This window comes from Micromonospora tarapacensis (assembly GCF_019697375.1).
Classification (GTDB): Bacteria; Actinomycetota; Actinomycetes; order Mycobacteriales; family Micromonosporaceae; genus Micromonospora; species Micromonospora tarapacensis.
Genome location: NZ_JAHCDI010000004.1, coordinates 540,964 through 553,711, shown reverse-complemented (window position 1 = coordinate 553,711; position 12,748 = coordinate 540,964). Strand labels below are relative to the sequence as shown.

Genomic DNA, 12,748 nt, shown 5'->3' with positions numbered 1-12,748 from the left:
CGACGTGGACGGCGTCAGCCGACCGCGCCCTCCATCTGCAGCTCGATCAGGCGGTTGAGCTCCAGGGCGTACTCCATGGGCAGTTCCTTGGCGATCGGCTCGATGAAGCCGCGCACGATCATCGCCATCGCCTCGTCCTCACTCAGGCCCCGGCTCATCAGGTAGAAGAGCTGGTCATCGCTGACCTTGGAGACGGTGGCCTCGTGCCCCATCGACACGTCGTCCTCACGGATGTCGACGTAGGGGTAGGTGTCGGAGCGGGAGATGGTGTCGACCAGCAGCGCGTCGCACTTGACCGTGCTCCGGCTGTTGGTGGAGCCCTCCAGCACCTGCACCAGACCGCGGTACGAGGTGCGGCCACCACCACGGGCGATCGACTTCGACACGATGGTGCTGCTGGTGTGCGGCGCCGCGTGCACCATCTTGGCGCCGGCGTCCTGGTGCTGCCCCTCGCCGGCCATGGCCACCGAGAGCACCTCGCCCTTGGCGTGCTCGCCGGTCATGTACACGGCCGGGTACTTCATGGTCACCTTGGAGCCGATGTTGCCGTCGATCCACTCCATGGTCGCGCCCTCGTGGCACACGGCGCGCTTGGTGACCAGGTTGTAGACGTTGTTCGACCAGTTCTGGATGGTCGTGTAGCGGCACCGGGCGTTCTTCTTGACGACGATCTCCACCACGGCGCTGTGCAGTGAGTCCGAGGAGTAGATGGGTGCGGTGCAGCCCTCGACGTAGTGCACGTACGCGCCCTCGTCGACGACGATCAGCGTCCGCTCGAACTGGCCCATGTTCTCCGTGTTGATCCGGAAGTACGCCTGCAGCGGGATCTCCACCTGCACGCCCTTCGGCACGTAGATGAACGAGCCGCCGGACCAGACGGACGTGTTCAGCGCGGCGAACTTGTTGTCACCGACCGGAATGACCGTGCCGAAGTACTCCTTGAAGACGTCCTCGTACTCCCTGAGCGCGGTGTCCGTGTCCAGGAAGAGGACGCCCTGCTCCTCAAGGTCCTCACGGATCTTGTGGTAGACCACCTCGGACTCGTACTGGGCGGCGACACCGGCGACGAGACGCTGCTTCTCCGCCTCCGGGATGCCCAGCTTGTCGTAGGTGTTCTTGATGTCCTCGGGCAGGTCCTCCCAGCTGGCGGCCTGCTTCTCGGTGGAGCGGACGAAGTACTTGATGTTGTCGAAGTCGATCCCGGTGAGGTCGGCGCCCCAGGCCGGCATCGGCTTGCGCTCGAACAGCCGCAGGCCCTTCAGGCGCAGGTCGAGCATCCAGGCCGGCTCGTTCTTCTTGGCCGAGATGTCCCGCACCACCGCCTCGTTGAGGCCGCGCTGGGCGACCGCCCCGGCGACGTCGGAGTCGGCCCAGCCGTACTCGTAGTTGCCCAGGGCGGCGAGCTGCTCCTCCTGGGTCAGGGGCTGGACGATCTGCTCGGTCATCTATCTGTCCTCACAGTGGTGACGGTCATACCGGACTGGGCGCGGGGCGGACCGGGAATGTGCGTGGTGCACACCCCGTCGCCGTGCGCGATGGTGGCCAGGCGCTGCACGTGGGTGCCGACCAGGCGGGAGATCACCGTGGTCTCGGCCTCGCACAGCTGGGGGAACTCGGCGGCCACGTGCGCCACCGGGCAGTGGTGCTGGCAGAGCTGGCCGCCGGAAGCGATCGTGGACGCACTGGCAGCGTATCCCTCGGCGGTCAGCGCCGCGGCGAGTGCCTCGGCGCGGGCCATCGGATCGTCGCCGGCGTCGGCCAGCGCGGCCCGGCAGCGGGCCTCCAGGGCGGCCACCTGCTCGGCGGCGAACTTCTCCACCGCCGGGGAGCCGCCGGTGCGGGCGATCCAGCGCAGCGCGGCGGTGGCCATGTTGTCGTAGTGATGGGTGCCGCACCGGCTGCGGGCGGCGTCGGTCAGCAGGAACACCTTGGCCGGTCGACCCCGCCCGCGGTGGCCGCGTACGGTCTGCTCACGGGCGACGACGTCGCCGTCGGCGAGCATCGCGTCGAGGTGCCGGCGGATCGCCGCCGGGCTGAGCCCCAGCGCGTCGCCCAACTGGGCGGCGGTGGCGGCGCGGCACTCCAGCAGCAGCTGGGCGACCCGGTCCCGGGTTGACAGCTCGGGCGTGACCTGGGTGGCCGGTGGGGCCGGCGGGACCGGGCCGACGTGGGTGGCCGGCAGCGACCGCCCGGCAGCCGTACCGGCCGCCGGCTGGTGCTCGGTGAACCCCGCCGCCTTTTTCACAACGCCCACGTTACGTAATTCAACCAGGGCCTGCAAACGCGGGGTGCGGTGATCCGAGCCACCGGGGCGGCGGAGTCACCCGAACGGTGACAACTACGATGCGTAGGATTCGCTTCGTGAAGCGACCCGCCCGGTTCCCGGTCTCCACCGCCCTGCTGCGCCGGCTGGCGTACGCCAACATCGTCGCGAACGCGGTGATCGTCGTCACCGGCGGGGCGGTCCGGCTGACCGCCTCCGGCCTCGGCTGCCCCACCTGGCCCCGGTGCACCGACGGGTCGTACACCGCCACCGCCGAGATGGGCGTGCACGGGGCGATCGAGTTCGGCAACCGCCTGCTCACGTTCGTGCTGGTGCTGATCGCGGGCGCCACGCTGCTGGCCGCGCTGGCCCACCGCCCGCGTCGGCGCGGTGTGGTGCCGCTCGCACTGGCCGTCGTCCTCGGCATCGTGGCGCAGGCCGTGATCGGCGGGATCACCGTCCGCACCCAACTACACCCCTCGATCGTGGGCATCCACTTCGTGGTCTCGATGCTGCTGCTGCTCGCCGCGTACGCCCTGTGGCGCCGGACGGGCGAGCCGGACGGCCCGAAGGTCGGCCTGGTACCGCCGGCGCTGCGGGCCCTGACCTGGACCACCGTGGTGGCCAGCGCAGCGGTGATCATCGTCGGGGTCGCGGTGACGGGCAGTGGACCGCATGCCGGTGACGCCGACGCGGTCCGCAACGGCCTCGACCCGCAGGCGATCTCCCAGATCCACGCCGACCTCGTCTTCCTGCTCGTCGGCCTGACCGTCGGCCTCTGGCTGGGCCTGCGCGCGGTCGGCGCACCCGCACGCGCCGTCCGAGCCGCGCTGACGCTGCTGCTGGTGGAACTGGGCCAGGGTGTGATCGGCTTCCTGCAGTACTTCACGAACCTGCCGGCGCTGCTGGTCGGCGTGCACATGCTCGGTGCCTGCCTCGTCTGGCTCGCCACCCTGGCCGTGTTCTGGTCGATCCGCGAACGCCGCCCGGCACCGGCCGCGCCGGCCGGCACCGCCGTGGCGGGAGAGCGTGCCACGTCACTCGTTGCCTGATCACGACTCGCTGCCCGACCAGGATGTGCCGCCGCGGGACAGGTGGGTGACGACGGCGTCGGCAAGGCGGTCGGGTGCGCCGTCGGCGTGCCCGAGGAACAGCGAGGGCTCGGTCAACTCCAGTTCCACCAGCACGGGTGCGCCGTCGGGTCCGGGGATCAGGTCCACCCGGGCGTAGAGCAGGCGGTCCCGGCCACCGGGCACCGCCGCGAGGGTCCGCGCCGCGACTGCCAGCTGTGCCGGCTGCGCCGTCCGGGCGGTGATCTCCTCGGCCCGGTAGAGCCCTTCGACACCCTCGTCCGGCCCGGTCAGCATCGGACCCTTGCGGATGGCGTGGCTGAAGGCCAGGCCGTCCGGGCCGGCGACGAAGAGCAGCGCGGTCTCACCGACGGTGTCGACGGCGGTCAGGTAGGGCTGGACCATGGCCACCCGGCCGGCCGCGCCGAGCCGGCGTACGTGGGCCAGCGCCAGCTCCCGGTGCCGCGGGTCGGCCAGGTCATAACGGCCGGTGTCCTGGCTACCGGCGCTGACGGCCGGCTTGACGACGTACTCGCCCCGGTCGGCGGGCGGCTGCCACGGCGCGCCGGGCAGCACCCAGCCGGTGGGCACCGTCGGCACCCCGGCGGCGGAGAGCTCGTCGAGGTAGCGCTTGTCGGTGTTCCAGCGCACCACGTCGGCCGGGTTGACCAATCGGGGCACCCGGCCCGCCCAGTCGACGAACTCGTCGCGGCGGGACATGTAGTCCCAGGGCGAACGGAGCACGGCCAGGTCGTATCCGGTCCAGTCGACGGCCGGGTCGTCCCAGACGACGGGTTCGGCGGCGATCCCGCGCGCGGCCAACGGGGCGACGACGAGACGGTCGTCCGGGTCGAGATCGGCCAGTTGGGCACAGGTGACGAGAGCGACCCGGGGTTTCCCCCGGGTCGGCTGGTGGTGGTCGGTCAATTTATCTCAGCGCGCCATCGTCCGGCGGGCCATCGAGCGCCAGAGGTCGTTGCTGGGCCGCATCTGGTCCATCAGTTCGCGCTCCCAGGCGTTCTCCACGGCCACTCCGGCCTGCGCGCAGGCCTCCCGGGCCGTCACCGTGTCCTCGGCGAACTGGTCGCCCCACACGCCGTCGGAACCCACGAGGACGATGCGTGCGCCGCGCTTGCCGACGTACTCGATGACCGCCTTCGCCCCACCGTGCCCGGCGGCGAACGACTTGATGCCCGCGACGAGGCCGTTGGGGGCCTGCGCGGCGGCGGTCTGTTCGGCCGTCAGCGTCGTATCGGAACCATCTTCCATAACGCGAAGCCTAAGCAGACATGCACTCGAACGTGCGAGAACAGTGAACCTTTTGTGATACCGATTACCCCCGGGTTTAAGGAAGACCAAAGGCGTTTCGCGCGCATTTATCCGGACGAAAGCTGGCGAAGCGACACGGCAGAACGCCATCAACCGGACCACCGTCGAGCGGATGAGACTCATCCCTCGGTGCATGAAGATGTGACGACAAACCGGACAACAACGTATCGGTCCCGGTCTACCCCATCAGAGCAGCGCGTCGAGCGCGGCGGCGGCGAAGACGATGGTCAGGTACGTCGTCGACCAGTGGAACAGCCGCATCGGCTTGACCGGCTCGCCCCGAGCGGCCCGTGCCGCGAGCCGGTGCGCCTCGACCAGGAAGATCGCACCCACCACCAGCGTCGGTACGCCGTAGACCGGGCTCAGCCCGAGCGCCCAGACGGCCAGCGAGGTGAGCACCGTCAGCCAGGCGAAGAGCACGATCTCGGCGTTGACCCGCCGGATCGAGGCCACCACGGGCAGCATCGGGATGCCGGCCCGGGCGTAGTCGTCCTTGTACTTCATCGCCAGCGGATAGAAGTGCGGCATCTGCCAGAAGAAGACCACTCCGAACAGCGCCCACGCCACCGGCGACAGCGAGCCGGTCACCGCCGCCCAACCGATCAGCACCGGCGCGGCCCCACAGGCGCCGCCCCAGAAGGTGTTCGCCGCCGTCGTGCGCTTGAGCCACAGCGTGTAGACGACGTCGTAGTAGACGATCGCGGCCAGCGTGAGCCCGGTGGCGAGCAGGTTGGTGAAGGCCGCCATCAGGGTGATCGAGATCGCCGCGAGCACCAGGCCGAAGGTCAGCGCGTTACGGGGTGTCACGGTGTGCGTCGGCAGCGGGCGCCGCTTCGTCCGCCGCATCAACTGGTCGATGTCGCGGTCGATGTAGCAGTTGAGCACGCTGGCCGCACCCGCCGCGAGCGAGCCGCCGACCAGCACCACCGCGACCAGCCACAGCGAGGGCATCCCGCCGTGCGCGAGCATCATCGCCGGCACCGTGGTCACCAGCAGCAGCTCGACGATCCGCGGCTTGGTCAACGCCACGTACGCCGCCACCACCGCCCGCGGATCGCGGCGGCGGACCGGGCTCCCCTGCGCCGTGCGCACCGGCGGATCCCCGGCAGGACCACTGACGGGGCGCTCGGTGATCATGCTCACGGATTGCCACCTTCCGGCGTCGGCAGGGGAGATCAGGTCGGCGGGATCCGAGTCGGGTCCACACACCGCCCCACACACTACGCGCTGTCGTTTTGGCTGCCCGGGCGACCCGGCAACGGTGCGAGCCGGCACACCGGCGGCTCGGCCACGGCCGAGCCGGGTCCGGCCGGCGGTGGCTGAACCGGTGCGCCGGCCGGAAACGTACGGGCCAGCATGCTGAGATCCTCGGGCGCACGTTTAGGAACGCTCGATAGGGTCACCAGTGAGGGTTCCGCCCATCTCGCCGAGGAGCACAAACCACCGTGGCTGCCAACCGACCCGCGCACCCCGCACTTGACTGGTCCGACCTCGACCGCCGTGCCGTGGACACCGTCCGCGTGCTGGCCATGGATGCCGTGGAGAAATCCGGCAATGGCCACCCGGGCACCGCGATGAGCCTCGCCCCCGCGGCGTACCTGCTGTTCAACCGGGTCATGCGGCACAACCCGGCAGATCCGAACTGGCCCGGACGGGACCGCTTCGTGCTCTCCGCCGGTCACACCAGCCTGACCCTCTACATCCAGCTCTTCCTCGCCGGATACCCGCTCAACCTGGGAGATCTGAAGGCGCTGCGGCAGTGGGGCTCACTCACCCCTGGTCACCCCGAGCACGGGCACACCCCCGGCGTGGAGACCACCACCGGCCCGCTCGGTCAGGGTCTGGGCAACGCCGTCGGCATGGCGATGGCGGCGCGACGCGAACGCGGCCTGTTCGACCCGGAGGCCGAGGCCGGCGAGTCGGCCTTCGACCACCACATCTGGTGCATCGCCTCCGACGGTGACATGGAGGAGGGCATCAGCCACGAGGCCAGCGCCCTGGCCGCGCACCAGCAGCTGGGCAACCTCTGCGTGCTCTACGACGACAACGAGATCTCGATCGAGGACGACACCCGGATCGCGTTGAGCGAGGACGTGGCGGCCCGCTACGCCGCGTACGGCTGGCACGTGCAGACGGTCGACTGGCGGCGCGGGGACGCCGAGCGGGGCGACTACCACGAGAACGTCGACGAGCTGTACCACGCGTTGCTGGCCGCCAGGGCCGAGACCGGCCGCCCCTCGTTCATCGCGCTACGCACCATCATCGGCTGGCCGGCACCGAACAAGCAGAACACCGGCAAGATCCACGGCTCGGCGTTGGGCGCCGACGAGGTGGCCGCCACCAAGGAGATCCTCGGCTTCGACCCGGCCGGTTCGTTCGAGGTCAGCGAGGAGGTCCTGGCCCACACCCGAGCCACGCTGAGCCGGGGCGAGGCCGCGCAGCGGGCCTGGACGACCGCCTTCGACTCCTGGTCCAAGGCCCACCCGGAACGCCGGGCGTTCTACGACCGGCTGGCCGGTCGGATCCTGCCCGAGGGTTGGACCGACGCGTTGCCGGAGTTCCCCGCCGACGCCAAGGGCATCGCCACCCGCGCCGCCTCCGGCAAGGTGCTGGCCGCGCTCGCGCCGGTGCTGCCGGAGCTGTGGGGCGGCTCGGCCGACCTGGCCGAGAGCAACAACACCACGATGAAGGGCGAGCCGTCCTTCGTCCCCAGCCAGTACGCCACCAAGGAGTTCCCCGGCCACGAGTACGGCCGCACGCTGCACTTCGGCATCCGCGAGCACGCCATGGGCGCGATCCTCAACGGCATCGCCCTGCACGGCGGCACCCGCCCGTACGGCGGCACCTTCCTGGTGTTCAGCGACTACATGCGCCCCTCGGTGCGACTGGCCGCGCTGATGAAGCTGCCGGTGGTCTACGTCTGGACCCACGACTCCATCGGCCTCGGCGAGGACGGCCCGACCCACCAGCCGGTGGAGCAGCTGAGCGCGCTGCGGGCCATCCCCGGCCTGGACGTGGTCCGCCCGGCCGACGCCAACGAGACCGTGTGGGCGTGGCGGCAGGCGCTGGAGCACACCGACCGGCCGACCGCGTTGGCGCTGAGCCGGCAGCCGCTGCCGACGCTGGACCGCGCGCAGCTCGCCGGGGCCGGCGGGGTCGCCAAGGGCGGCTACGTGCTGGCCGAGGCGTCCAACGGCAAGCCGCAGGTGATCATTGTCGGCACCGGTTCCGAGGTGCAGCTCTGCCTGACCGCCCGGGAGCGGCTGGAGGCCGACGGCACGCCCACCCGGGTCGTCTCGATGCCCTGCCAGGAGTGGTTCTTCGAGCAGGACGAGGCGTACCGGGAGTCGGTGCTGCCGCGCGGGGTAAAGGCCCGGGTGAGCGTGGAGGCGGGCATCGCGATGTCCTGGCGCGGGATCGTCGGCGACTGCGGCGAGAGCGTCAGCCTGGAGCACTACGGCGCGAGTGCCCCGCACTCCGTGCTCTTCGAGCAGTTCGGCTTCACGCCCGACCGGATCGTCGCCGCCGCGCACGCGGCGCTGACCCGGGTCGGCGACATCACCGGTTTCACGACCGGCAACTGAGGGGAGCGTTTGGCGCACATGACGACCGACAGGCTGGGCGAGCTTTCCGCCGCGGGAGTGGCGGTCTGGCTCGACGATCTTTCTCGGGTACGACTGTCCTCCGGCGGGCTGGACCAGCTGCGCCGGGAGAAGCACGTGGTCGGGGTGACCACCAACCCGACGATCTTCGCCAAGGCGTTGAGCGACGCCGACGAGTACGACTGGCAACTACGGGACCTGGCCGCCCGGGGCGTCGACGTCGAAGAGGCCGTCCGCATGCTCACCACGTACGACGTGCGGTGGGCCTGCGACGTGATGCGCCCGTCGTACGACGCCAGCGCGGGCGTCGACGGCCGGGTCTCCATCGAGGTGGACCCGCGACTGGCCCACGAGTCGCAGCGCACGGTGGCCGAGGCCAAGGCGCTGTGGTGGCTGGTCGACCGGCCGAACCTGTTCATCAAGATCCCGGCGACCGAGGCCGGCCTGCCGGCGATCACCGCCACCCTCGCCGAGGGGATCAGCGTCAACGTCACGCTCATCTTCGGCCTGGACCGCTACTCGCAGGTGATGGAGGCGTTCCTGGCCGGCCTGGAGCAGGCGAAGGCCAACGGCCACGACCTGAGCACGATCGGCTCGGTGGCCTCGTTCTTCGTCTCCCGGGTCGACAGCGAGGTGGACAAGCGATTGGATCGGATAGCCGGCGAGGCTTCCGACAGCGCGGGCAAAGAGCGTGCGCTGGCACTCAGGGGACGCGCCGCCGTCGCCAACGCCCAGTTGGCCTACGAGCGCTACAGCGAGGTCTTCTCCACCGACCGCTGGCAGTCGCTGGCCGACGCCGGGGCGCACCCGCAGCGACCGCTGTGGGCCTCCACCTCGACCAAGAACCCGGACTACCGCGACGTGATCTACGTCGAGGAGCTGATCGCCCCCGGCACGGTGAACACCATGCCGGAACCGGTCATCCACGCGTACGCGGAGCACGGCGAGACCCGCCCCGACACCGTCACCGGCGCCTACGACGACGCCCGGGAGGTCTTCGCGGGCCTCGCCTCGGTGGGCGTGGACCTGGCCGACGTGATCGACACGCTGGAGCGTGAGGGCGTGCAGAAGTTCGAGGCGAGCTGGCACGAGTTGCTCGACGGCGTACGCAAGTCGCTGGCCGCCGCCGGACAGGGCAGCGGCAACCCGGGCGACGCGGCCCGGAGCAACGCCGACGCCGCCGCACGGGCCGGAGGGAATGCGTGACGGTGCGTCCCGGCATCACCCACACCGCCGCCCGCCCGGGGTGGCGGCGTGGGTGACCTGCTGGCCGCACCGGCCGAGGCCGCCGCGGGTCTCGCCGTGTACGGCGCGCGGGCCGTCGACGCCAGCGCACCGGCATCCACCCGGCGGGCCCTGGTCGACGCGGGCGTCCCAGGCCGGCTCGCCGCCCAGGATCCCACGTTGTGGGGTCCGGAGGCGGCGGCCGGCGCGGCGGTCGGACTCGGCTGGGTGTACGCCCACCGTCGGGGCCGTGAGCTGCTCCCCCAGCTCGCCGAGCTGACGGCGGAACTTGCCGACCTGGACCACGTGGTGCTCGCCGGCATGGGCGGCTCGTCGCTCGCGCCGGAGGTCATCGCGCGCACCACCGGCCGCCCACTGACCGTGCTCGACACCACCGATCCCGGGCAGGTCCGGGCCGCGCTTGCCGACCGGCTGGAACGCACCGTGGTGGTGGTGGCCAGCAAGTCCGGCTCCACCGTGGAGACCGACAGCCACCGGCGCGCCTACTGGCAGGCGTTCCTGGACGCCGGGATGACCGAGGCCGAGGCCGGCCGGCACTTCGTCGTGGTCACCGACCCGGGCTCGCCGCTGGAGGCGGTCGCCGCGGAGCTCGGCGCGATCAGCGTGCTCGCCGACCCCGAGGTGGGCGGCCGGTACGCGGCGCTGACCGCGTTCGGGCTGGTTCCCTGCGCGCTGGCCGGTGTCGCGGTGGCCGACCTGCTCGACCAGGCCGACGAGTTCGCGGCGTCGCTGGACCGGACGGAGGACAACCCCGGTCTGGCGCTCGGCGCCGCGCTCGCCGCCGCCGCCACCGCCGGGCGGGACAAGGTCGCGCTGGTCGCCGACGGCACCGGCGTCGAAGGGCTCGGCGACTGGGTGGAGCAGCTGCTCGCCGAGTCCACCGGCAAGGACGGCCTCGGCCTCCTGCCGGTGGTGGTCGAGTCCCCGGACAGCCCCGGGGTGACCGGCACGGAGGTGCTCACCGTCAGCTACGGCGGCGCGCTCGCCGCCGGTGACGTGCCCACACCGGGGACGGCGACACCCGACGTCGCGGTCAACGGCCCGCTCGGCGCCCAGTTCCTGGCCTGGGAGTACGCGACCGCCATCGCCGCCACGGTGCTCGGGGTCGACCCGTTCGACCAGCCGAACGTGGCCGAGGCCAAGGAACACACCACGGCGATCCTGGCCGAGGGCCCACCGGCGTCGGCGCCGTCGTCCGTCGAGGGCGCGATCGAGGTGTACCCGGCCTCGGGCGTTGCGGCCGACCTGGCCGGCGCGCTGCGCCACCTGCTCGACGGGATGGACGACGGTGGCTACCTGGCCGTGACGGCCTACCTCGACCGGCACGCCGACGTCGCCGCAGCCGGGCTGCGTCCGCTGCTGGCCCGGGCCAGCGGCCGGCCGGTCACCTTCGGTTGGGGACCGCGCTACCTGCACTCCACCGGGCAGTACCACAAGGGCGGGCCGCAGTTGGGTAGCTTTCTTCAGGTGACCGGTACGGTCGACGTTGATCTGCCGGTGCCCGGAAGGCCGTACACCTTCGGGGAGCTTCAGGCGGCGCAGGCCGCCGGTGACCGGCGTGCCCTGACCGGCCGCCGGCGCCCGTTGCTGCGGCTGCACCTGACCGACCGGTCGGCGGGCCTGGCCCAGCTGCTCGATGCGGTCGGGTCACTGCGGGCATGACGATGGAAGACGTGGACGAGCGGAGCGAGGAGGCGGCGTGAACCCGCTGCGCGACCCGCAGGACCGGCGACTGCCCCGGATCCCGGAGCCATGTGCTCTGGTGATCTTCGGTGTCACCGGTGACCTGGCCCAGAAGAAGCTGTTGCCCGCGGTGTACGACCTGGCCAACCGGGGACTGCTGCCACCCGGCTTCGTGGTTGCCGGGTTCGCCCGGCGGGACTGGGGTGACGGCGACTTCGCCGCGCTGGCCCGCGAGGCGGCCAGGGCACACGCCCGGACGCCCTGGCGGGAGGAGGTGTGGTCGCGCCTCGAACACAACATCAAGTTCGTCGGCGGGTCGTTCGACGACGACGCCGCCTTCGACAACCTCGCGCACTGTCTGGAGAGCCTGCGCGAGAGCCACGGCATCAACGGCAACGCCGCGTTCTACTTCTCCATCCCGCCGGCCGCGTTCCCGGTGGTGCTCAAGCAGTTGGCGCGCACCGACATGGCCGACAACGCCAAGTGCGGCGGCTGGCGCCGGGTGGTGGTGGAGAAGCCGTTCGGCAACGACCTGCCCTCGGCCAAGGCGCTCAACGACCTGGTCGACGACGTCTTCACCCGGCAGGACGTGTTCCGCATCGACCACTACCTTGGCAAGGAGACGGTCCAGAACATCCTCGCCCTGCGCTTCGCCAACAACCTCTTCGAGCCGCTGTGGAACTCGCAGTACGTCGACTCGGTGCAGATCACCATGGCCGAGGACGTCGGGATCGGCAGCCGGGCCGGCTTCTACGACTCCGTCGGCACCGCCCGGGACGTGTTGCAGAACCACCTGCTGCAACTGCTCGCCCTGGTGGCGATGGAGGAGCCGACCAGCTTCGACGCCGACGAGATCCGGACCGAGAAGCTCAAGGTGCTCAAGGCCATCACCCTGCCGAAGGACGTCGAACAGGGCACCGTGCGCGGGCAGTACCTGCCCGGCTGGGTCGGCGGCCAACGGGCCAAGGGCTACCTGGAGGAGGACGGCGTCCCGCCGACCTCGACCACCGAGACGTACGTGGCGGTGCGGCTCGGCATCCAGAACCGCCGGTGGGCGGAGGTGCCGTTCTACATCCGGGCCGGCAAGCGGCTGCCGCGCCGGGTGACCGAGGTCGCGGTGATGTTCAAGAGGGCACCGCACCTGCCGTTCACCGCGGCCGACATGGAGATGCTCGGCAACAACCAACTGGTCATCCGGGTCCAGCCGGACGAGGGCGTGGTGCTCAAGTTCGGTTCCAAGGTGCCGGGGACCACGATGGAGGTCCGCGACATCGCGATGGACTTCCAGTACGGCGAGGCGTTCACCGAGTCCAGCCCTGAGGCGTACGAGCGGTTGGTGCTGGACGTGCTGATCGGCGACCGGACGCTGTTCCCGGACGCCGCCGAGGTCGAGCAGAGCTGGGCCGTGGTGGATCCGCTGGAGCACGCCTGGGAGGGCACGAAGCCCGAGCGGTACCGGGCCGGCGAGTGGGGCCCCCGGGCGGCCGACGAGATGCTGGCCCGCGAGGGCCGGGCCTGGCGGCGGGCGTGACTGAGCACGGCGAGCGAACCAGGAG

10 protein-coding genes are annotated in these 12,748 nt (G+C 71.2%); 5 read left to right on the top strand and 5 right to left on the bottom strand.

Annotated elements, in window-relative coordinates:
- Window positions 1–14: 14 nt before the first annotated feature.
- Complete coding sequence (sufB, locus tag KIF24_RS08580; protein WP_221083572.1) at window positions 15–1,445, bottom strand: Fe-S cluster assembly protein SufB; 1,431 nt, start codon at window positions 1,443–1,445, stop codon at window positions 15–17.
- A complete protein-coding gene (locus KIF24_RS08575; protein WP_221083571.1) occupies window positions 1,442–2,245 on the bottom strand; it encodes a helix-turn-helix transcriptional regulator in 804 nt (267 codons plus the stop codon). Before KIF24_RS08575 ends, sufB begins: the two co-directional genes overlap by 4 nt.
- A gap of 98 nt (window positions 2,246–2,343) precedes the next feature.
- Between KIF24_RS08575 and KIF24_RS08570 the strand changes: the two genes are divergently transcribed.
- A complete protein-coding gene (locus KIF24_RS08570; RefSeq protein ID WP_221083570.1) occupies window positions 2,344–3,315 on the top strand; it encodes a COX15/CtaA family protein in 972 nt (323 codons plus the stop codon).
- Here KIF24_RS08570 and KIF24_RS08565 read toward each other — a convergent pair whose 3' ends face one another.
- From KIF24_RS08565 to KIF24_RS08555, 3 genes are all read right to left on the bottom strand, one after another.
- The gene (locus KIF24_RS08565) at window positions 3,316–4,260 is read right to left on the bottom strand and encodes an ATP-grasp domain-containing protein (RefSeq protein WP_221083569.1); all 945 of its coding nucleotides are present in this window, start codon (window positions 4,258–4,260) and stop codon (window positions 3,316–3,318) included.
- 6 nt (window positions 4,261–4,266) lie between these two features.
- A complete protein-coding gene (locus KIF24_RS08560; RefSeq protein ID WP_221083568.1) occupies window positions 4,267–4,602 on the bottom strand; it encodes a hypothetical protein in 336 nt (111 codons plus the stop codon).
- A gap of 246 nt (window positions 4,603–4,848) precedes the next feature.
- Entirely contained in the window at window positions 4,849–5,805 is a 957-nt protein-coding gene (locus tag KIF24_RS08555) for a heme o synthase (protein ID WP_221083567.1), read from the bottom strand.
- A 302-nt stretch (window positions 5,806–6,107) separates the two neighbouring features.
- On the opposite strand from KIF24_RS08555, the gene tkt reads away from it, so the two are divergent.
- From tkt to zwf, 4 genes are read left to right on the top strand one after another with little or no spacing between them, the layout of a single operon-like run.
- Window positions 6,108–8,246, top strand: a complete 2,139-nt coding sequence (gene tkt / locus KIF24_RS08550; protein ID WP_221083566.1) for a transketolase — start codon at window positions 6,108–6,110, stop codon at window positions 8,244–8,246.
- Window positions 8,247–8,264: 18 nt separating this feature from the next.
- Window positions 8,265–9,470, top strand: coding sequence for a transaldolase (gene tal / locus KIF24_RS08545; protein ID WP_221083565.1), 1,206 nt, complete (start codon window positions 8,265–8,267; stop codon window positions 9,468–9,470).
- Window positions 9,471–9,518: 48 nt separating this feature from the next.
- Window positions 9,519–11,171 carry a glucose-6-phosphate isomerase gene (locus KIF24_RS08540; RefSeq protein ID WP_221083564.1) on the top strand — a complete coding sequence of 551 codons (1,653 nt, stop codon included), beginning with the start codon at window positions 9,519–9,521 and terminating at the stop codon, window positions 11,169–11,171.
- 37 nt (window positions 11,172–11,208) lie between these two features.
- Window positions 11,209–12,723, top strand: coding sequence for a glucose-6-phosphate dehydrogenase (zwf, locus tag KIF24_RS08535; protein ID WP_221083563.1), 1,515 nt, complete (start codon window positions 11,209–11,211; stop codon window positions 12,721–12,723).
- Window positions 12,724–12,748 lie beyond the last annotated feature (25 nt).

Bases quoted from the DNA above. Each gene is read 5' to 3' on its own strand.
- tal (WP_221083565.1), top strand. From the start codon at position 8,265: ATGACGACCGACAGGCTGGGCGAGCTTTCCGCCGCGGGAGTGGCGGTC.
- KIF24_RS08560 (WP_221083568.1), bottom strand. From the start codon at position 4,602: ATGGAAGATGGTTCCGATACGACGCTGACGGCCGAACAGACCGCCGCC.
- sufB (WP_221083572.1), bottom strand. From the start codon at position 1,445: ATGACCGAGCAGATCGTCCAGCCCCTGACCCAGGAGGAGCAGCTCGCC.
- KIF24_RS08570 (WP_221083570.1), top strand. From the start codon at position 2,344: ATGCGTAGGATTCGCTTCGTGAAGCGACCCGCCCGGTTCCCGGTCTCC.